The organism is Pseudomonas syringae group sp. J254-4, from assembly GCF_032586855.1.
In the GTDB taxonomy this organism is placed as follows: Bacteria; Pseudomonadota; Gammaproteobacteria; order Pseudomonadales; family Pseudomonadaceae; genus Aquipseudomonas; species Aquipseudomonas amygdali.
Genome location: NZ_JAWHOO010000006.1, coordinates 76,902 through 97,714 on the forward strand (window position 1 = coordinate 76,902; position 20,813 = coordinate 97,714).

Sequence of the window (20,813 nt, forward strand, 5' to 3'; positions counted from 1 at the left end):
CCTGCGACTGCATACCGTCCTCTATTGTTGCCGGAGAACGATTGTCGATAAAACTTACTGATCCGATGTCACTACGCTTGGCTGACCAAGATTGGCCGACCTGACGCTGTTTTGCAGTTGCTGGGCTTCACCCGGCGTGTCGATCGGTCCCATCCGGACCCGATAGAGCGTTTGCTGATTGCGAGCTATCGAGCTGACGAATACCGGCGCTCGAACCATCCCGCTCAGTTTCGACCTCAGGAGCTCCGCAGCGTCCGGGTTGGCGAAGGCTCCCACCTGGAGAAACAGCCCAGCGGCTTGTCCTGAAGCGTTTTTTTTTGCGTCAACCTGCAACGGCACGACAGGTGCGGCGTGTTGCTGCGGTGGCGGCGTGTATTGCTCGACGGTTCCGGTCGATGTCGACAGCGCGGGCGGCGTGGCCTGGGCCATCACTTGCGGCTGATTGAGCATCAGCGGTGCCGGACGGCCACGTTGGGCCCACCATTCCTGCGGGTCGATACCTTCGACCTTGACCCGGGCGGTGCCGGTTTCGGCATAGCCCAGCTTTTTGGCGGCAGCATAGGACAGGTCGATGATGCGGTCCGAATAGAACGGCCCGCGGTCGTTGACGCGCAGAATCACCGTGCGGTTGTTGTCCAGGTTGGTCACTTTGACATAGCTGGGCAGCGGCAGGGTCTTGTGCGCGGCGCTCATGCCATACAGGTCATACACCTCGCCGTTGGCGGTGTTCTGGCCATGAAACTTGGTGCCATACCAGGAAGCGGTGCCCGAAGCGACGTAACGCTTTGAATCGCTCATCGGGAAATAGGTCTTGCCCAGCACCGTATACGGGTTGGCCTTATAGGCACCGGTGTGCAGGGTCGGCGTCGCATCGGGGATGCGCGAGACATCCACATCCCACCACGGCGCGCCGTCCTTGTGGGCACGGTTGATGTCCAGCCCCGGCATCGAGCGCACCGCGGCACCGCCTTTTGGCGACTGTGACGAGGTTGTACGTGACGGCGACGAGCAACTGGCAACCAGCACTGCGAGGCCGGTCAACGCCAGAAGCTTGAATGTTTGCAGAATCGGCAATGCCCGCATTACTTGACGCCTCGAGCTTGAACCAACGATTCAGACAGCTGATACACGGCCATGGCGTACATCACACTGCGGTTATAACGGGTGATTGCATAAAAATTGTTCAAACCCAGCCAGTATTCAGGACCATTGTCGCCTTCCAGACGGAACGCCGTCACCGGCATATCGTCGCGCAGCGCATCATGACTCGCCCAGCCCAGCTGTCGCAACTCCCCGACCGACATTACCGGATCAAGCGCAGGGCTCAACCCTTCGTCAACCCGGTCGCCACGTGCGGTCGCGCGGCTGACTACCGGCTGCCCGGCTACCCAGCCATGACGCTTGAAGTAACTGGCAACGCTGCCGATGGCATCGTCCGGATCGGTCCAGATGTTGATATGGCCGTCGCCGTCGAAATCCACTGCATAAGCGCGGAAACTGCTCGGCATGAACTGCGGCAGGCCCATTGCCCCGGCGTACGAGCCTTTGAGGGTCAAGGGGTCAACCTGTTGTTCGCGCGCCAGCAGCAGAAACTCGCGCAACTCCTTGCGGAAGAACTGGGCGCGTGGCGGGTAATCGAAACCGAGCGTCGACAATGCATCGATCACCCGGTAATTGCCGGTGTTGCGGCCGAAAAAGGTTTCCACGCCAATGATCGAAACGATGATCTGCGCCGGAACGCCATATTCCTGCTCGGCGCGGGCCAATGCGGCCTCGTGCTGACGCCAGAAATCGACACCGCGGGCGATGCGCGTATCGGTGATGAACATCGGCCGATACTCTTTCCACTGCTTGACCCGTTCGGCCGGGCGGGAAATGGCATCGAGAATGGCCTGCTTGCGCTCGACCTCACGGAACAGGCTCATCAACTGCTCACCGGCAAAACCGTGATCGCGGGTCAGCTCACCGACGAATTCCGCTACCTGGGGCGAACCTTCATAGTCGCCGGCCAGTGCCTCTTGCACCGATCCAAGGATGCCCACCAGACCGACCACCGGAGCATATCGAGCCCAGTTACGCATTGCTTGCATTGAATAGTTCACCTTAATCAAACTTGAGCAATCCATTTACGGTGTGTATGGATCGACATCAAAACCCCAAACGCTGACAGTAGGGTCACCAGCGAAGTTCCGCCGTAGCTAATGAAGGGCAATGGCACCCCCACCACTGGCAGCAGGCCACTGACCATACCGATGTTGACGAAAACGTAAACAAAAAACGTCATGGTCAACGCTCCGGCCAGCAGTTTGCCGAATAATGTCTGCGCCTGCGCAGTGATCACAAGCCCGCGGCCGATCAGCAACATATAGATGATCAGCAGCGCGCAGATGCCTACCAGACCGAACTCTTCACCCAGCACCGCGATGATGAAGTCGGTGTGGCTTTCCGGCAGAAAGTCCAGGTGAGACTGAGTGCCCAGCAGCCAGCCTTTGCCGAAAACGCCGCCCGAACCGATGGCTGCCTTTGACTGAATGATGTTCCAGCCGGTGCCCAGCGGATCGCTTTCCGGGTCGAGGAAGGTCAGCACGCGCTGTTTCTGGTAGTCGTGCATAAAGAAGAACCACATGGCCACCGCCGCAGGCACAGCGGCCGCCAGCACACTGATAATCCAGCGCCAGCGCAGGCCGGCCATGAACAGCACAAAGGCACCTGAGGCCAGAATCAGCAGTGACGTCCCCAGGTCAGGCTGGCGAACGATCAGAATGAACGGCACACCGACCAGGGCGAGACTGACCGCTACATGCTTCAAATGCGGGGGCAGCGTGCGTTTGGACAGATACCAGGCGATGGTCGCCGGCATGATGATCTTGAGAAACTCCGAAGGCTGGAAGCGGATCACCCCGGGAATGTTGATCCAGCGCGTCGCGCCCATGGCGTTGTGACCCATGACATCCACCACTACCAGCAGCAGGACGCCGATGACATACAGTACCGGCACCCAGCGCGCCATGAAGCGCGGCTCCAACTGGGCGATCACCACCATCGCCACCAGACCGATACCAAACGAGCTGGCCTGCTTGATGAGCAGGTCCCAGTTTTTGCCGCTGGCCGAATACAGGACGAACAGGCTGCCAGCCGCCAGGGTCAGCAACAGGATCAACAACGGGCCATCGATATGAATGCGCTGCAGAAACGTGGCACGGCGGCGCATCACGTCTTCGCTGGACAGGATGCGGTCGAAATTACTCTTCACGGGCCGCAGCCTCCAGATTCAGGGAACCGGCATACTCAGGCTTGAGATGGCCGTTTTCGTCGAGCAGCCAGGCGTCCATCACCTGACGCACAACGGGTGCAGCAACGCCGGAACCGGACTCGCCGTTCTCGACCATCACTGCAACAACGATTTTCGGGTTGTCGGCCGGTGCAAAGCCGACAAACAGGGCGTGGTCACGGTGACGCTCCTGAACCTTGGTGCGGTCGTATTTCTCGCCCTGCTTGATGGCGACAACCTGAGCCGTACCGCTCTTGCCTGCGATCCGGTATTGCGCACCGATGGCAGCCTTGCGCGCCGTACCACGCGCGCCGTGCATCACTTCCTGCATACCGTGGTTGACTCGCCCCCAGTTGGCCGGATCACGCAGCACGATATCCGGCATCGGGTTTTCATCCACAGGCGCCTTGCCTTCGATGGTTCTGGCCAGATGCGGACGGTTCCACACACCCTTGTTGGCCACCAGTGCGGTCGCCTGGGCCAGTTGCAACGGCGTGGCCTGCATATAGCCCTGCCCAATGCCAAGAATCAGCGTTTCGCCAGGGAACCAGGCCTGACGACGGGTCGCGCGCTTCCATTCACGGGACGGCATCAGACCGGGGGATTCCTCGAACATATCCAGCGACACTTTCTGCCCGATGCCGAACTTGTTCATGTAGGTGGAAAGCCGGTCGATGCCCAGTTTGTGCGCCAGATCGTAGAAGTACGTGTCATTGGAACGCATGATCGCGGTATCCAGATCCACCCAGCCATCGCCGGTGCGGTTCCAGTTACGGTACTTGTGATCGTAATTGGGCAGTTGGTAATACCCCGGGTCGAACACTCTTGAACCGGGCGTTACCGCACCGGCGTCCAGCCCGGCAATCGCCACGGCAGGCTTGATGGTCGAACCGGGCGGGTAAAGGCCGCGCAGAATGCGGTTGAACAGCGGTCGGTCGATGGAATCGCGCAGCTCGGCGTAGGCCTTGAAGCTGATACCGGTGACAAACAGGTTCGGATCGAAACTCGGCGCGCTGACCATCGCCAGCACTTCTCCGGTGGCCGGGTCCAGCGCGACTACCGCGCCACGACGCCCACCCAGTGCGGCCTCGGCAGCTTCCTGAAGGTTGATGTCCAGGCTCAGGACGATGTCCTTGCCGGGAATCGGGTCGGTGCGTTTCAGTACACGCAGCACGCGACCACGGGCGTTGGTCTCGACCTCTTCGTAGCCGACCTGACCATGCAGCTCGGGCTCGTAAAAGCGCTCGATACCGGTCTTGCCGATGTGGTGCGTGCCGCTGTAATTGATCGGGTCGAGGCTCTTGAGCTCTTTCTCGTTGATCCGTCCCATGTAGCCGACCGAGTGGGCAAAGTGCGGCCCTTGCGGATAATGCCTGACCAGTTGCGCAACCACTTCGACACCCGGCAGGCGGAACTGGTTGACGGCGATCAAGGCGATCTGCTCTTCGCTCAGTTCGAACAGGATGGGCACCGGTTCGAATGGCCGACGCCCCTGTTTCATGCGCTTTTCGAAGATGATGCGATCGTCAGGGGTTAGCTGCAGGATCTCGACAATGGTGTCGAGCACGCTGGACCACTCGCCAGCACGCTCACGGGTCATGCTGAGACTGAAACTGGGCCGGTTGTCGGCGACCACAACGCCATTGCGATCGTAGATCAGCCCACGGCTGGGTGGAATCGGCTGAACGTGAACGCGGTTGTTTTCCGAAAGCGTGGAGTGATACTCGTACTGGATGACCTGCAGGTAATACAACCGGGCAATCAGCACGCACACCAGCAACACCACCGCCACGGCACCGAACACGACCCTGCCGCGCACCAGGCGTGCGTCCTTTTCGTGGTCTTTGAGGCGGATCGGTTGAGACATTTAGGCCGTATTCACAGTAAAGACGATGCTACTTGTGATAAGGGTGCCCGGACAGGACCGTCCAGGCGCGATACATCTGTTCGCCGATCAGAATGCGCACCAGTGGATGCGGCAGGGTCAGCGGCGACAGAGACCAGCGTTGCTCACTGCGGGCACAGACTTCAGGTGCCAGCCCCTCGGGGCCGCCGACCATCAGGTTGACCGTGCGCGCATCGAGGCGCCAGCGATCGAGTTCGACCGCCAGCTGTTCGGTACTCCACGGTTTGCCATGCACTTCAAGCGTGACAATCCGCTCGCCCGGCTGCACTTTCGCCAGCATCGCCTCGCCTTCCTGACGGATGAAGCGCGCGACATCGGCGTTCTTGCCTCGGGTATTGAGCGGGATTTCCACCAGTTCCAGCGCAAGCTCGGAGGGCATCCGCTTGGCGTACTCGTGCCAACCTTCCTCCACCCACTTGGGCATGCGCGAACCCACAGCAATCAGACGCAGACGCACATCAAGGCCTTATTCGTTGCCTGGAGTGTGATGCGCAGCGCTGGCGGCACGGCTTTGTTCGGCACCCTGCCACAAGCGTTCCAGGTCGTAGAACTGGCGTGCAGCAGCGGTCATTACGTGAACGATCACATCGCCCAGGTCCAGCAGAACCCAGTCGCTGTCGCCTTTGCCTTCTTCGCTCAGGGATTTGAGGCCGGCCGCCTTGACCTTGTCACGGACGTTATCGACCAGTGCGTTCAGCTGACGGTTGGACGTACCGGTGCAGATCAGCATGTAGTCGGCGATGCTGGTCTTGTCACGCACATCGATGGTCAGGATGTCGGCACCCTTGACTTCTTCAAGGGCTGCAATCGCAACATTGATGACTTCTTCACTGCTCATTTTTTGCTTTGTCATATAAAACTCATTCAGCTCGTATGTGTGGGACCGTTCAAACGCTTATCGATCAAAGCAGTTTCAGGACGACCCATCAGTGTTCGGCGCACGGTAAAGCCCGCGCGCATCGATATAGGCCAGTACCGCGTCTGGCACCAGAAAACGTACCGACTTACCGCTGGCCAGCAGTTGACGGATCTGGGTGGCAGACACCGATAAAGGCGTCTGCCAGACGAATGTAATGTGTCCACCCGGCCCTTTCAGGGCCTTGGGGTCGCTGACCGCGCGTGCCGCCAGCAGATTACGCATGGCATCCGGCGACTCGCTGTCCGCGTCCGGGCGTTGCAGCACCACGATATGGCAGTGCTCCAGCAGTTCTTCCCACCTGTGCCAGGTCGGCAGCCCGCAAAAGGCATCCCAACCCAGCAACAGGAACAACTGGTCCTGAGGCGCCAGTTCGGCGCGCATCGATTCCAGTGTGTCGAGGGTATACGACGGTTTGTCCCGCTTCAGTTCACGGTCATCCACCGTCAAGGGCGACACACCCGCAACCGCGCTCTGAACCATCGCCAGACGGTCCTCGGCAGTGACACTCGGCATGTCACGATGCGGAGGCCTGGCGCTGGGCGTCAGGCGCAACTCATCGAGTTCCAGCAGTTCGGCCACTTCGAGCGCACCGCGCAAGTGACCGATATGAACCGGGTCAAACGTACCCCCAAGCATACCGATACGTCTGGGCAGCGCTGTCGTGGGGTTGTTCAAGTCAGGCTTGTCCGCGCAATTGACCATCACCGATCACGATGTACTTCTCGCAGGTCAACCCTTCAAGCCCGACTGGACCGCGGGCGTGCAGCTTATCAGTAGAAATGCCGATCTCGGCACCCAATCCGTATTCGAAACCGTCCGCAAAGCTGGTCGGTGCATTGACCATGACCGAACTGGAATCGACCTCGGCCATGAACCGGCGAATCTGACTTTGATGGTCGGAAACGATGGCATCGCTGTGATGCGAACCATAATGGTTGATGTGCTCGATGGCTTCGTCCAGCCCTGAAACGACGCGAATCGACAGGATTGCAGCCAGGTATTCGGTGTGCCAGTCGTCTTCGGTGGCCGGAATTACGTCGATCAGGTCACGGGTGCGCTCGCAACCGCGCAACTCGACGCCCTTCTCGCGAAACTGCGCGGCCATGGCGGGCAGGAAGTCGGCGGCGATGGTTTGATCGACCAGCAGGGTTTCCATCGCGCCGCAGATGCCGTAGCGGTAGGTCTTGGCATTGAAGGCAATCTTCTGCGCCTTGGCCAGATCGGCGTGAGCGCTGACATACACGTGGCAGATGCCGTCCAGATGTTTGATGACCGGCACACGCGCATCGCGGCTGACCCGCTCGATCAGGCCCTTGCCGCCACGCGGAACGATGACGTCAACGTACTCGGGCATGGTGATCAATGCGCCAACCGCTGCACGGTCGGTGGTTTCAACCACCTGCACCACGGCAGCAGGCAGACCGGCCTCGGCCAGACCACGCTCGATGCAGGCGGCAATGGCACGATTGGAATGAATGGCCTCGGAACCGCCGCGCAGAATGGTCGCGTTACCGGACTTCAGGCACAGGCTGGCCGCATCAATGGTCACATTCGGACGCGACTCGTAGATGATTCCCACAACCCCCAGCGGCACACGCATCTTGCCGACCTGAATACCCGACGGCCGATAGCTCATGTCGCGGATCGCACCGACCGGGTCTGCCAGACCTGCTACCTGACGCAACCCGACGATCATGCTGTCGATACGCGCGGGGGTCAGGGCCAGTCGTTCCAGCATTGCCGGCTCAAGGCCGTTGGCCTGACCATTGGCCAGGTCCAGCGCATTGGCGGCAGACAGCTCGGCGCGCGCTTCATTCAGAGCAGCGGCAGTGGCTTGCAGGGCGCGGTTCTTCTGCGCAGTGCTGGCACGACCGATCACTCGCGATGCTTCGCGGGCGGCGCGACCCAGGCGGGTCATGTAGTCAAGAACGGACTCAGTCATGGTCTCAGAGGTCTTGGCAAAGAGGAAAGCGGCTGATTATAGCTGTCGTGCCGCACGAACGACAGCGCAGACAGGCGGATGGTCGATATCAGTGCGCAGATTTATTGACCGGCGACTGGCATTGCAGCACGCCATGCGCATGCAGACATCGCGCATGGCGCTGAATGGCTTGTCATGATTCAGTCACGTTCAGAAACAACAAAGCCGTTAATCCAGACACATTCAGCTGCAATTAAAGTTGCGCTTGTTATTATCGGGCACCTTCTCAACGTACCTGCCTGACTATGCCCGCAGCTCTTCCGGACCATTTCTTCCATCGCGATGCTCAGTTGCTGGCCCGCGATCTGCTGGGCAAGGTCATTCGGCATAAGGTGGGCGAGCTGTGGCTGGCCGCCCGAATCATCGAAACCGAAGCGTACTACTGCGCTGAAAAAGGCAGCCATGCTTCGCTGGGCTATACCGAAAAGCGCAAGGCACTGTTCCTCGACGGCGGGCATATCTATATGTACTACGCGCGCGGCGGTGACTCGCTGAATTTCAGCGCCGAGGGGCCGGGCAATGCAGTGCTGATCAAATCGGCATTTCCCTGGACCGACGCAACCAGCGAAGAAAACGCCCTGGCGCAGATGCAGTTGAACAACCCCGACGCCAGCGGCGCAATCCGCCCGCCGCAACGGCTCTGTGCTGGCCAGACGCTGCTTTGCAAGGCGCTTGGTCTGAAAGTACCGGAGTGGGACGCCAGGCGCTTCGACCCCCAGAGGTTGCTGGTCGAAGACATCGGCCAGACACCCGAGCGCATTATCCAGACCACCCGCCTGGGTATCCCTGCCGGGCGCGATGAGCATTTGATGTATCGCTTCGTAGATGCCGGTTATGCCCGTTTCTGCACACGGAACCCTCTCAGACGCGGTCAGGTCGAAGGCCGCGACTACTTATTTCTCGATCAAGGAAACTGACCGATGGGCGATCTGCTCAATGGCATGACCGGCTGGCTGACCGCAAACCCTTCCTGGGTGGCTGTCGCGATCTTTTTGGTGGCCTTCACTGAATGCGTCGCGATCGTCGGGATCGTCGTGCCGGGCACGGTCATCATGTTTGCCATCGCCGCCTTGGCGGGCAGCGGCATACTGCCGTTGAGCGAAGTGCTGTTACTGGGTTTTCTCGGTGGGCTGCTGGGTGACGCGGTGTCGTACTTCATAGGTCGGCGCTTTCATCAGAATATCCGTCAGTTGCCCGGCTTGCGCACGCACCCGGAGTGGATGGAAGGTGCGGAAAAATACTTCCACCGTTACGGCATCGCCAGTTTGCTGGTCGGGCGCTTCATCGGCCCGCTACGCCCGATGCTGCCAATGATTGCCGGCATGTGCGACATGCCGCTGCCGCGCTTTGCGGCCGTCAGTGTATTGGCCGCGGCAGGCTGGTCGATTGCCTACCTGATGCCGGGCTGGGCGGCGGGCGCGGCCATTCGCCTGCCGCTGCCGGAAGGCTTCTGGCCTGAGGCGGCAGTGGTCGGTGCCGGTCTGGCGATTCTGTTCGGGCTGAGTATTCAGAGCAGCATTCGCCAAAAGCGTTATGCAACCAAACTTATTTCCGTGCTCAGCCTGACGCTGGTCGCGGCGCTGTTCATCGGCTGGCCCTATCTGGCAGACTTCGACAACGGCCTGATGACGCTCATTCAAGAGCATCGCAGCGAGGCCGCACAGAACATCGTGATCTTCGTCACCAGCATCGGCGACTTCAAGGCCCAGTTGCTGGCGGCCTCCCTGCTGATCATCGTGCTGGCCGTTGCCAGACAATGGCGTCACGCAGCCTTTGCCCTGACCGCAACACTGGGTACCGCGATTGCCAATGGCACCCTGAAAACGTTCTTCGCCCGCGCTCGTCCGGAGGTGCTGGTAGAGCCGCTGACCACTTACAGCATGCCCAGTGGCCACAGTTCTGCGGCCTTTGCGCTGTTCATGACGCTGGCGGTGCTGGCCGGGCGCGGCCAGCCCGTGCGCCTGCGCCTGAGCTGGATGCTGGTCGGCGGCATTCCGGCACTGGCCATCGCGCTTTCCAGGGTTTATCTGGGCGTTCACTGGCCAACGGACATCCTCGCAGGAATGCTCCTGGCGTTCTGTGTCTGCGCCGCCAGCCTGGCATTCATTCAGCGCAACGACCCCTTGCCCGCCATGTCGGTCCGGGTCTGGTGGCTCATCGTCCCGGCAATGACCGCGCTGCTAGGCATTTTCGCAGTGCGCGCCCTCTCCCACGCGGTACTGCGTTACCAGTACTGATCGGCATACCTGATCGCGCCCGTACGAAACGGGTGCGACACTTCTCAAATCTGGCACCTTGCCAGTGCTCTTTCGAGGCGTTGACTACACTCCCCTGAAGCAGGTGAGTGAGCAACGGCGTGGCCGAAGGAGTGCTGATGTCCCCACTGGATGGTTATGCGGCAATGCCCACCCGGCAACGCGGCGCGATCGGCATGATGGCCGCGCTGACATTGGGATTGGCGCTGCTTTGCACGCTGATAGTGGTCGACAGCGGCAGGCTGTATCTGGAAAAACGCTCGTTGCAGCGGATCGCGGACATCGCCGCCCTGGAAGCTGCGGGGCGCAGGGGGACATGCAGCGATGCGGCCACCGCCGCTGGCTTCGCCACGCAGAGCGCCACGCGTAACGGCTTTACCCCGAATACCGGAGGGCGAACGCTAACGACCCTCTGCGGCACCCTTACGGTGGGCCTGCAGAGCCAGCGCGTATTTGTCGCGGACTCCACTCAGGCACTGGCCATTCAAGTGGTCGCGGCGCATCCGGTGCCACGAAGTATTGCTGCCGGTATTGTTGCCCTGTTCGAAAAAACGCCCTCCCCTGCGAACATCACCATCAGCGCCACGGCCGTGGCTGCCAGTGCCGCGCCACTGGCGGCGCTGACCATTCGCAGTGCGGCCGTGACGGTGGACAGCACACGGGCGGCCATTCTGAATCCGCTCATCGGCAGCCTGCTCGGTGGCACGCTCAACCTGAGCGTAGCGAACTGGCAGGGCCTCGCCAGCACCGACCTCAGCCTGTTGAGCTATCTGAACCGACTCAAGACCGACCTTAACCTGACTGCGGTCGGTTACAGCGAGGTGCTCAACACATCGGTTTCTGTCAGCCAGTTGATCCAGAGTGCTATCAATGTGCTCGACCCCGGCGCGACCTTGAACGGTACGGCCACCATCGCGGGCCTGCAGGCATTGAAGCTGGCGGCCGGCGCAACCACTGTGTTGCTGGGAGACTTGTTGTCGATACAAGGCAGTTCGGACCTCGCTGCATTGAACACCAATCTGCGCCTTCTGGACCTGGTCCAGGGCATTGCGCAACTGGCCAATGACAAGACCGGCATATCCACAGCTGCGCAGATAAATGTCGGCACCCTGGCACAGGTCACCACACGATTTCAGGTGGTTGAGCCGCCTCAGTTATCGGCCATCGGCGACCCGAGCAAGATTGATCCGCTCAATCCCAAAACCGGTGCCAACCGGATCTACGTGCGCACCGCGCAGATGCGCGCGCTGGTGTCGATCAATCTGCCAGTGCTGGGCACCATTACGTCGCTGGCTAACACTGCGGGCTCGGTGGTGGGCAGCCTGACACCAATCCTCAATAGCGCGTTGAGCCTGAACATCGCGGGCGTACTGGGCTCCACCACTTGCGCGCTGGGCCTGACCAGTTGCATGGTCACCGATGTGAAGTTTCTGACCTCTGGTACATCGGGCCCCAGAATCGATCTGAGCCTGTCGCTGGCCAGCGCCGACACCTACGTGACCGGCTTCACCTGCACCAGCAATACCAACAAGACCCTCAGCGTCAAAACAGATGCAGGACTGCTCAGCGCCAAGGTCGGCTTGATCAATGACGGTTTTCCTGCAAGCACCGATCCATCGGCAATTGCCCCACTGCCCCTGCCAGTGATTGATATAGGCACTCAAACCTGCAAGAAGCCACTGGGACTGCCAGGTTTGGGAACTTGCGACGCCCGTACCCCCTTCGGCGGTGGCGGCATAGGTCTCACGTTCGACACGGTAAGCCAGTCGCCGCTGGGCAGCTCAACGGTCGTCAGTACAACCTTCAGCTCGCCCAATCTGCCGGAAATCAACAGCGCGCCCTATTTCCTGACAAGCGTTGCGCACACCAAACCCAGTACGTTGCTGAACGGCACGGTTTCCAGCGTAAAGGTGAATGTCTATAAACCTGCGACCAGCAATGTGCTAGGCAACGTCATTACTGGAGCAGCTGCAACGCTGAACAGCCTGACCGTTGCGCTGGACGCTATTGTGGAGAACACGCTGACCGGCTTGCTGACATCAGTCGTCGACCCGCTGTTCGAGTCACTTGGCCTGAATCTGGGTGCCACCGATGTGGGTGCCAATTTAAGCTGCAACATCGGTCAGGCGACGCTGATTATCTAACTGGCATTGAATATCGGCAGCTCGATCTGGAAACGAGCGCCCTCCCCGACGTTGCCGACGCTGAGCTGGCCGCCCATCTGATCGACGATGCCGTAGCTGACAGACAAGCCCAGTCCGGTGCCGACGCCCACCGGCTTGGTGGTGAAGAAAGGCTCGAAAATGCGCTCCAGCAAACGCGGATCAATCCCCCCGCCGTTGTCCTGAACCACCAGCCTGATGATGTTTTCATCCCGCTCGGCCTCGACGCTGATCCACGGTTCGAAATCCCGGTCTTTTTCCCGGCGCGACAACAACGCATCACGGGCGTTGACCATCAGGTTGATCAGCACCTGCTCAAGCTGATCGACATGCCCGCGAACCTGCACGTCTTCGATCATGGTGCCGACCCGCAACTGCACACCCTTGCCCTTCATGCCTTCGGCCAGCATCGAGATAGTGCCTTCCACCGCCTGCGCCGGATCGAACAGCTGCTCCTCCACTTCGGAGCGCCGCCCGAATACCCTCATGTGGTCCACCACGCGGGCAGCGCGCTGTACCTGTGTGTCGATACGGTTGAGTTTTTCGGTGAGGTATTCGATGTCCACGTCACCGCGCCCCAGACGCTTGAGGACATTGACTACCGCCATGCGCATGACGTTGAGGGGCTGATTGATCTCGTGGGCAAGGCCTGTGGACATTTCGCCAAGCGTGGCCATTTTCGCACTCTGGTTCAATTGCATCCTGGAGCGGCGCACATCGGTGTTATCACGGCCTACAGCCTGAACCTCGACCAGCGTGCCGTGCTCGTCGAATATTCCCCGGTCAGCCCATACCCACCAGGCGTACTCACGGCCGGGCAGTTCGATACAGATTTCTTCGGTGCTGACCGGCGCTTGCGGGGTGAGTTGACCGATACGCCGAATGAACGCCTCGCGCTGCTCGTCAGAAAGCCAGTCCCCCAGATTGATCCCGGTCAGTTGTTCCGGCGTGCATTCCATGTAATTGGCCAGTGGCCGGTTGCCGAAACTCAGTACCAGCTCCGGAGAGTAGCGGCAGATCATGGCCGGTGAGTCTTCAACCAGAATGCGGTAGCGCTCTTCGCTCTGACGCACATGCTCGGCCGCCAGAGTGGCTTCGGTCACGTCCAGCCACAGGCCGACCGCCTCCACCGGCATGCCGAGGTCGTCACGCAGCAATCGCGCTTCGTCCAGCAACCAATGGTAATGGCCGTTCTTGTTGCGCAACCTGTAACGCCGACTGACAACGCCTTCGCGCAACAGCTGCCGGTTACGCTCGAACCAGATGTCGCGGTCTTCGGGGTGAATGTATTCCGCCAACTGGCCGTCTACGCATTCAGCCAGCGTCCAGCCCAGCAAGGGCGTGAGGCTGTCACTGAAAAAGGTTGGCTCAAGGTTGCCGTGATCGTAGCGCTGCACGTAAATCACGGCCGGCGAGCTGGCAATCAGGTTATCCAGCCGGGCGTGAGCGGCCGCTGCTTCGGTTTCCTGATTCTTGATATCACTGACATCGAGCATGAAACCCAACACCCGCTGAACCTGACCACTGATCAGCGCCTGACCCTGAATACGAAACCAGAGGGTTTCCTGGGCAGGGTCGCTTTGCGCCAGACGCACGCAAAGCATCAGGGCTGTGCCTTTGTCACGCAACTGCGCCAGACGACTGGAAAGTTCTTGTCGATCGACCGGATGAATCAACGCCAGCCAGTCCTGACGTGACAGGCTTTCGACCCGATCACTCAGACGTAAACTGCGCGCCAGTTGCGGTGCCAGGAGGATTTCGTCACGCGCAGGCATCAGCTCCCACCAACCGGTGCCCAGCAGATCCTGAAGCACCGCCAGGCGCTCTACATGGTGACGGTTGTGCTGCTCGGACAAGCGAAAAAGCACCGGCCCGGCCAGCGCCGAACACAGGTTGAGCCACTCGCGCTCTCCCAGGTCTGGAGCCTGCTGTTGTGGGTTATAGAAGCCGAACATCAGCCACGCCTTGGCAACGTTGTCGCGGCTGTGCGGAATCAGAAAACCGTCCGCGTTGCCGAAGGCACTCTGCAGCGGCCCTTGGTCGACGCCGCCGCCAAACCTCAGTTGATGGGTAATGTTGGCGTCGAATCGATCCAGCGCATTACCCAGTCGCTGCCCGACCTGCCATAACTCCGGCGCGGTGTGGGCACTGTACTGACAGTAGACACGCCAGCCAGTGCCGCTGACTTCCGGCAATACCAGCGCCAGACAGGGAACGCGCCATAGCTGCGCCAGTTCCTCGAGCTGCTCGGTCACCACGGCAGTCAGCCGGTCCACGTTGCACACGCGCACACGCTCAGCCATCTGCCCGGCGAAGCGCAGGCATTGCTGGCGGCTGCGGGCGGCACTGGCCTCTTCCATCAAGTCGCTGATATCCAGCAGTTGCAACAGCCAGCCCTTGCCATGCGCCTGCACCCAGCCACGAGCGTGCAAGGTGTGCGCATCGGCACTCTTGAAGTCCAGGTCCAGCATGTGCCCCAGCCAGTCATGCGGCACGCCTTCAATGACCAGCGCGCTATTGGGCAGCAACAGGTTCATCAACCGCTGCGCAGCCGCCAGCGGAGCAGCAATACCCAACCGCGCAAGCAACTGCGGGCTGATGCTCTGTATCCGCCCTTCGTCATCGAGCAGCACATAAAGGTCGACCCCGACCGGGCCCGGCTCGCTTGACACGGGCACAGCCTGGGATACCGGCGGCGCTTCACCACGGCCCAGCCAACGGCTCAGACGATTTTTTTCAAGGGACAAGTTGCAGACTCGCTTGTGCAGTAAGGTTGGTCGGCAAGCGCGGAACCTCGCCGATGCCAGGGAGCGTCAATAACGGGAGTACCTGGGTCAATCGGGTCTTGGGGTACTGGATGGTCACCGTCAGAACACCGGCGGTGTAGGTCACGTTGGTATAACTGGCGTTGAAACCCAGCGCAGGTGGCATCCATGACAGCTGATTCATGACGACACTCTGTGCCTGGCTGACCAACAGGGTGTTATAGCCAGTTACTGTCGGGCTAAGGGCAACACTTCGGCGCACGGCTTCACTCGCCGCCGCATTGAAAGACTGCATCATGAGCAACGGCAGGCTATAACTCACCATGCCATAGAACACAGCAAAGAAAACAACGAACACCGCAGCGAACTCAATAGCGGCGGCACCCTGTTGCCGATCGGGCAAGGCATGCTGCAGAACGGTTTTCATATCAACGTCTACCCTGACATTTACTGCTTCAACAGAGCATAGATTCTTTCCGGAAAACAGGATGTTTTTTGCTTGATAAAACTATTTCTTCTGCTTGTCTGGTTTGCAATTTGCGCCGAACAGGACGCGCGACGCAAGCAAATTTCAAACAGCCTGACACTGGGCGCAGCAGCACTGGCCGCTGCCTGGCTGGCAGGCACAGGAACAACCTGGCTGGGCGCCGCACCGCTGGAAGCCGCGCAGACACTGGCGCTGGCACTGGGCCTGACGTTGCCTGGTTATGCGCTCGGCAAGCTGGGCGCCGGAGACGTCAAGCTGATGACCGCACTCGCGCTCGCCTCCAACAGCGCCTATTTGCTGTGCACGTTTATCGGCGCAGGCGTCGCCGTGCTGATCTGGGCGTTGCTTGCCAGGAAAGTACAGCGTCATATAAACCAACAGGTTGCGCGGCGTTACGCCTATATGTTCGCTGATGCGTCAGATAAATATCCCTTTTCACCTTTTTTGTTGGCTGGCTCGCTGCTGACAGTCGCGTTGCTCCATTAGTCGACTCTCGGCCAATGGGAAGTTTAATGCTATGTACATAGTCAGAAAGTACGACTACGGTTAATACATCGCTGTGGCGTACTGTCATCGGAATACCCGAGACGGTTTATACAACGCTTAATCATGTTTGCTGAATGGATAAAGGTTCCGGTCTGCCGGCCTTACAGCATGGAGTTGCATGTGGATAACTACCCGGTCACGAAAGTTCTGGTGGTCGATGACCAGCCTCTTATCGTTGAAGAACTCTGTGAGTTTCTAGAGAGCAGCGGCTATGAGTGCGTGCGCTGCTATTCAAGCCTTGAGGCCATCGAGCATTTCAGCAGCGACAGCGCTATTGGCATCGTAGTGTGCGACCTGGAAATGCCAGGCATGAACGGGATCGAGATGGTCGAAGCGATGAAGATGGCTGGCGGCAAGACGCATTTGTTCGAGGCCATCATGCTGACCGGACAAGCCGAGAAAAAGGATGTCATCAAGGCCCTGCGAGCCGGCATCGCTGATTACTATCAAAAGCCGGTCAACCTTGAAGAGTTGCTTGAGGGTGTCCAGTTGCAGGTGGAAGCGCTGAACGAACGGCAGAAAAATCGCCAACAATTGGGCCTGCTCAACGAGAAACTTCAGTTTCTGGCCGCCTCCATAGACGACCTCTATCAGAATCTGGATAACGTTCAGAACAGGGCGCAGTCGGAGCGCAAAACCAGCCTCGAAAGTGATGCACAGATGCCCGTGGCGCTGGCCAAATTGTCACCCCGCCAGCTTGATGTGGCGCGGCTGGTCAGCAAGGGACTGACCAATTACCAGATTGCCTGCGAACTGGGCATTACCGAAAACACCGTCAAGCTCTACGTTTCCCAAGTGCTGCGCTTGACCCACATGCATAACCGCACCCAACTGGCCTTGGCATTTTCACCCGGCCAATCGGCAGAGCGGCAAAAGCTGATCGAAAGCCAGGGCTAAAAACGGAATCAGGCCTCGATTTCCGTCAACACGACGTGATAAGGCACATCCACGAGGGCCGAATGCACCTGATTGCGGCCCGCGTGCTTGGCGCAGTACAACGCCGTATCCGCCTGTGACGCAAGGCTCAGGCTGTCGTCATTCGCCCCCAGAGAAACTACCCCGGCGCTGAAAGTGCAGAACAGATCAGTCGGCTGCGCGGGATAATGGATCTCCGCAAAGCGATGGCGAATCTCATCAAGCACTTTATGGGCACTCTGAATGTCGGTGTCCGGCATGACGATGGCAAATTCCTCACCACCGTAACGACCGATGAAGTCGGTTTTGCGCAGGCGCTGCTTGAGAAACAGCGCCAGGCTCTTGATGACGCGGTCTCCCATCGGGTGACCGTGGCTGTCGTTGACCTTCTTGAAGTGGTCGATATCGAGCATGGCAAAGCACAGCGGCTTGCCCTCGCGTCGTGAGCGAAAGCTGCAATCTTCCAGCAGTTGCAGAATGTGCGTGTGGTTGTAGAGCCCGGTCAAGCTGTCACGAACCATGCGCGACTTGAGGCTGCGGGCCCTGGCGGCGCGGTTGCGAACTGTGGTGATCAGATGACGTGGCTTGATCGGCTTGGTGAGGAAGTCATCGCCGCCCTCGCTCATGGCGTCAAGCTGCTTGTCCTGATCATCTTCGGCCGACAGGTAAATGATCGGCACGCTGACGTAGCGGTCGTTATGGCGAATGACCTTGGCCAGCTCAGTGCCGGTGCAACCGGGCATGTACATATCGAGAATGATCAGATCCGGCTGGAACTCCGCCAATTCGGACATTGCCTGAATCGGGTCGAGCAGAACCCGCGTAACAATTCCGGCTGCATTCAGAATGCGTTCGGTGTGCATTGCCTGAGCGCGGGAATCGTCGATGATCAGCACTTTATAGGGTTCGTATTGAGCGACGCAGGTCAGAACTTCGATTTTTTCCAGCAGACTCGACGCTTCCAGCGCGCCGGTCAAAAACTCTTCGCCACCGGCCCGCACTGCTGCGAGGCGGGTGGGCGTATCGGTTTCGTTAATGCTGAAAAACAATAGCGGAAGCTTCTGCTCCAGGCCTTCCTGGGCCTGTGAGGCCAGCTTCAGACCCTGACCGGCCCCGCTGAAATCGACATCCATGACAATCGCCGCCGGATGCCGTTGCGCCATTGCGCGCTGAAACTCGGCAACACTGTGCAGCGACAGGGCTGCCAGACCGAAAAACTCCAGCTGCTTGGCCAGACGCTCGGCCCGCTCATGGTCCTGAAGGACCACATAGACCGGCTTGCGCAGCGGAGGCAGCGACGTTTGCTCAAGCTGGTCGCCATGCCGCAGCCCGGTGCGGGAGAGACGTTGCATCAGACGATTGAGGTCAGTGATGACGCTGCTGTTGAGGCGACCGCGATTGGCTTCGACAGCCTCAAGTGCCTGGTTGATGTCATGCGCCAGTGAAATGTGTTCAACCTGCTCGAAGCGCTCGGCAAAGCGCAGTAAACGCAACGTCGATTCCTTGAGCTCAGCCATGTCGCCAGCCGACCACTCGGCTTTCTGCAGACGTTGCCACGTCTCCAGAATCTGGCGTGCCTGGTGGATGACCCGTTGGGCAAAATGATGCTTCAGGCGATCTCGGCTAGGGTCTTCTGGCTCGGTCATATTGAGACTACTGTGGTTTTACTGAGCAATACGGCTGATGGCGCTATGCTAGCACCTCCGTTACAACAGAACAGTGCCGTAAGTCACTTATTTGACAACATTTTGATGGCGTTTAGCCATTACTCAAAATCAATCGACTGATAGAGCCTGGCTATAGGCCTTGAGTTGCAACCTGGAAGTTGAAAGCAATTCGCTTCTGGCTTGAAGCTCGAAGCTTGCAGCTGCCCCGATCGCACCTTAGGGTAAGGTTGCGGTCGAACCCCACGTGAAGCATTCAACTCAAGATCGAAAGGACCCTACCATGCTGGATTGGAAGAACCGCGCAGGCAGCGCGGGTGAGCGCACCGCTGACACTTCATCGGTCAAACGCCGCGGTTACCTGGGTAACCTGTTCTATAGCCGCGCTCTGGGCGCCTTGATCTTGATTTACCTGCTGGTTGCACTGGTAGTCGGCTGGTACTGGAGCAAAGAGCCTGCACTGTTCCCGGTACAACAGAACGCTCAAGCCGCCGCCGAGCGCGAAGGCAAGCCAATGGTTATCGGCTACACGACGGTTGAAACGCTCAAGACCGTGGCTGGCACCCTGCTCAACAAGCGCGGAGGATATCTGTCCAACGACCGCATGCCACCGGGCTTGTGGCTGGACAACATTCCAAGCTGGGAATACGGCGTACTGGTGCAGGTGCGTGACTTGAGTCGTGCGCTGCGCAAGGACTTTGCCCGTTCCCAGTCTCAATCTGCCGAAGATGGCGATCTGGCTCGCGCCGAGCCGCTGTTCAACTTCAACAATCGCAGCTGGATTCTGCCTTCCAGCGAGTCGCAATACGCCGAAGGTATCAACTCTCTGAGTCGCTACCAGGCACGTTTGTCCGACCCGAACCAGAAAGGCGCGCTGTTCTATGCCCGCGCCGACAATCTGAACAACTGGCTGGGTGATGTCGGCACCCGTCTGGGCTCGCTGTCGCAACGCCTTTCGGCCAGTGTCGGCCGGGTCAAACTCAACAGCACACTGAAAACCGAGTCTGCTGCTTCGGTCAAGCCCGGCGAAGTGCCGCAGGTAGACGAGGAAATCGTCGAGACCCCATGGCTGGAAGTGGATAACGTGTTCTATGAAGCACGCGGCCAGGCCTGGGCTCTGTCGCACCTGCTGCGCGCCATCGAGGTCGACTTCGCCGATGTACTGGCCAAGAAGAATGCAACCGTCAGCGTGCGTCAGATCATTCGTGAGCTGGAAGCGTCCCAGGAACCGCTGTGGAGCCCGATGATCCTGAATGGCAGCCCGTTCGGTGTTTTCGCCAACCACTCGCTGGTCATGGCCAACTACATCTCGCGTGCCAACGCCGCGGTCATCGACCTGCGCCAGTTGCTGAATCAAGGCTGATGTCTATTCCTGCCAACGAGGCCGCGCACCGTGCCGCCTCGGATGCCGAGCAGATCGCCTGGGTCGACGAGCAGGACCGACTGCTCGGCTCGCGGGTCCGCGCCGATTTGCGCGAGCGCGGACTGATCGGGCGCGGCACTTATATCCTGCTGTTCAACAGTGCCGGCGAGCTTTGCGTTCATCGGCGCACACTGAGCAAAGCGATTTATCCCGGTTATTGGGATGTCGCCGCAGGCGGAATGGTGCAGGCGGATGAAAGCTATGACGAGTCCGCTGCCCGGGAGCTGGAAGAAGAGCTGGGCGTCAATGGCGTACCGTTGCAGGCCCACGAACGGTTTTTCTTCGATCAGCCGGGCAACCGGCTCTGGTGCGCCGTGTTTTCAGCCGTGTGGGACGGGCCCTTGAGATTGCAGCCCGAAGAAGTGCTGGAAGCGCGCTTCATGCCCATCGCCGACGTTCTGCATCAGGCTGAAGAAATCCCTTACTGCCCGGACTCGCTCGCGGCGCTGAAACGCTACCTGCAGCAGATAGAGAATGCTCAGTAAGCCAGTGTTCAGAAATTGGCGCATCCAGCCCCTT

General features: G+C 59.5%; 18 protein-coding genes. 7 read left to right on the forward strand and 11 right to left on the reverse strand.

Going from position 1 to position 20,813, the window contains the following annotated elements:
* Positions 1 to 54 precede the first annotated feature (54 nt).
* The 8 genes from RYB09_RS09720 to RYB09_RS09755 are packed head-to-tail and all read right to left on the reverse strand — an operon-like array spanning position 55 to position 8,038.
* Positions 55 to 1,083, reverse strand: coding sequence for a septal ring lytic transglycosylase RlpA family protein (locus tag RYB09_RS09720; RefSeq protein WP_002555332.1), 1,029 nt, complete (start codon positions 1,081 to 1,083; stop codon positions 55 to 57).
* Entirely contained in the window at positions 1,083 to 2,090 is a 1,008-nt protein-coding gene (mltB, locus tag RYB09_RS09725) for a lytic murein transglycosylase B (protein ID WP_002555333.1), read from the reverse strand. Before mltB ends, RYB09_RS09720 begins: the two co-directional genes overlap by 1 nt.
* Positions 2,091 to 2,107: 17 nt before the next feature.
* On the reverse strand, positions 2,108 to 3,211 hold the full coding sequence (gene rodA / locus RYB09_RS09730; RefSeq protein WP_003368803.1) for a rod shape-determining protein RodA: 1,104 nt from the start codon (positions 3,209 to 3,211) through the stop codon (positions 2,108 to 2,110).
* A 31-nt stretch (positions 3,212 to 3,242) separates the two neighbouring features.
* Positions 3,243 to 5,138: a penicillin-binding protein 2 gene (gene mrdA / locus RYB09_RS09735; protein WP_058402603.1), complete on the reverse strand. Its 1,896-nt coding sequence runs from the start codon at positions 5,136 to 5,138 to the stop codon at positions 3,243 to 3,245.
* A gap of 28 nt (positions 5,139 to 5,166) precedes the next feature.
* Positions 5,167 to 5,634 (reverse strand): 23S rRNA (pseudouridine(1915)-N(3))-methyltransferase RlmH, encoded by a 468-nt coding sequence (gene rlmH, locus RYB09_RS09740; protein WP_002555336.1) that lies wholly within the window; start codon positions 5,632 to 5,634, stop codon positions 5,167 to 5,169.
* Positions 5,635 to 5,643: 9 nt separating this feature from the next.
* On the reverse strand, positions 5,644 to 6,030 hold the full coding sequence (gene rsfS / locus RYB09_RS09745; protein ID WP_002555337.1) for a ribosome silencing factor: 387 nt from the start codon (positions 6,028 to 6,030) through the stop codon (positions 5,644 to 5,646).
* A gap of 60 nt (positions 6,031 to 6,090) precedes the next feature.
* Positions 6,091 to 6,750, reverse strand: a complete 660-nt coding sequence (gene nadD, locus RYB09_RS09750) for a nicotinate-nucleotide adenylyltransferase (RefSeq protein ID WP_161794688.1) — start codon at positions 6,748 to 6,750, stop codon at positions 6,091 to 6,093.
* Between the two features lie 22 nt (positions 6,751 to 6,772).
* Positions 6,773 to 8,038: a glutamate-5-semialdehyde dehydrogenase gene (locus RYB09_RS09755; protein ID WP_316888143.1), complete on the reverse strand. Its 1,266-nt coding sequence runs from the start codon at positions 8,036 to 8,038 to the stop codon at positions 6,773 to 6,775.
* A 284-nt stretch (positions 8,039 to 8,322) separates the two neighbouring features.
* Here RYB09_RS09755 and RYB09_RS09760 point away from each other — a divergent pair, with 284 nt between their 5' ends.
* The 3 genes from RYB09_RS09760 (at position 8,323) to RYB09_RS09770 (ending at position 12,476) form a co-directional block, all read left to right on the forward strand.
* Entirely contained in the window at positions 8,323 to 8,994 is a 672-nt protein-coding gene (locus tag RYB09_RS09760; RefSeq protein WP_316888145.1) for a DNA-3-methyladenine glycosylase, read from the forward strand.
* A 3-nt stretch (positions 8,995 to 8,997) separates the two neighbouring features.
* Complete coding sequence (locus RYB09_RS09765; protein ID WP_058402605.1) at positions 8,998 to 10,314, forward strand: bifunctional DedA family/phosphatase PAP2 family protein; 1,317 nt, start codon at positions 8,998 to 9,000, stop codon at positions 10,312 to 10,314.
* A 137-nt stretch (positions 10,315 to 10,451) separates the two neighbouring features.
* Positions 10,452 to 12,476 carry a pilus assembly protein TadG-related protein gene (locus RYB09_RS09770; RefSeq protein WP_058402606.1) on the forward strand — a complete coding sequence of 675 codons (2,025 nt, stop codon included), beginning with the start codon at positions 10,452 to 10,454 and terminating at the stop codon, positions 12,474 to 12,476.
* Here RYB09_RS09770 and RYB09_RS09775 read toward each other — a convergent pair.
* Both RYB09_RS09775 and RYB09_RS09780 read right to left on the reverse strand, forming a co-directional pair.
* Entirely contained in the window at positions 12,473 to 15,241 is a 2,769-nt protein-coding gene (locus RYB09_RS09775; protein ID WP_316888148.1) for a PAS domain-containing protein, read from the reverse strand. The genes RYB09_RS09770 and RYB09_RS09775 overlap by 4 nt on opposite strands.
* Positions 15,231 to 15,686 (reverse strand): TadE/TadG family type IV pilus assembly protein, encoded by a 456-nt coding sequence (locus tag RYB09_RS09780; protein ID WP_316888149.1) that lies wholly within the window; start codon positions 15,684 to 15,686, stop codon positions 15,231 to 15,233. The genes RYB09_RS09775 and RYB09_RS09780 overlap by 11 nt, the downstream gene beginning before the upstream one ends.
* 75 nt (positions 15,687 to 15,761) lie before the next feature.
* On the opposite strand from RYB09_RS09780, the gene RYB09_RS09785 reads away from it, so the two are divergent.
* Positions 15,762 to 16,232, forward strand: coding sequence for an A24 family peptidase (locus tag RYB09_RS09785; RefSeq protein WP_058402698.1), 471 nt, complete (start codon positions 15,762 to 15,764; stop codon positions 16,230 to 16,232).
* Positions 16,233 to 16,400: 168 nt separating this feature from the next.
* Positions 16,401 to 17,189, forward strand: a complete 789-nt coding sequence (locus RYB09_RS09790) for a response regulator transcription factor (protein ID WP_193601331.1) — start codon at positions 16,401 to 16,403, stop codon at positions 17,187 to 17,189.
* Between the two features lie 8 nt (positions 17,190 to 17,197).
* On the opposite strand, the gene RYB09_RS09795 is transcribed toward RYB09_RS09790, so the two are convergent.
* A complete protein-coding gene (locus RYB09_RS09795; protein ID WP_316888150.1) occupies positions 17,198 to 18,853 on the reverse strand; it encodes a PleD family two-component system response regulator in 1,656 nt (551 codons plus the stop codon).
* A gap of 301 nt (positions 18,854 to 19,154) precedes the next feature.
* Between RYB09_RS09795 and RYB09_RS09800 the strand changes: the two genes are divergently transcribed.
* Positions 19,155 to 20,234 carry a DUF2333 family protein gene (locus tag RYB09_RS09800; RefSeq protein WP_316888152.1) on the forward strand — a complete coding sequence of 360 codons (1,080 nt, stop codon included), beginning with the start codon at positions 19,155 to 19,157 and terminating at the stop codon, positions 20,232 to 20,234.
* Positions 20,234 to 20,779 carry an NUDIX hydrolase gene (locus tag RYB09_RS09805; RefSeq protein WP_219170278.1) on the forward strand — a complete coding sequence of 182 codons (546 nt, stop codon included), beginning with the start codon at positions 20,234 to 20,236 and terminating at the stop codon, positions 20,777 to 20,779. The genes RYB09_RS09800 and RYB09_RS09805 overlap by 1 nt, the downstream gene beginning before the upstream one ends.
* Positions 20,780 to 20,813: the final 34 nt, after the last annotated feature.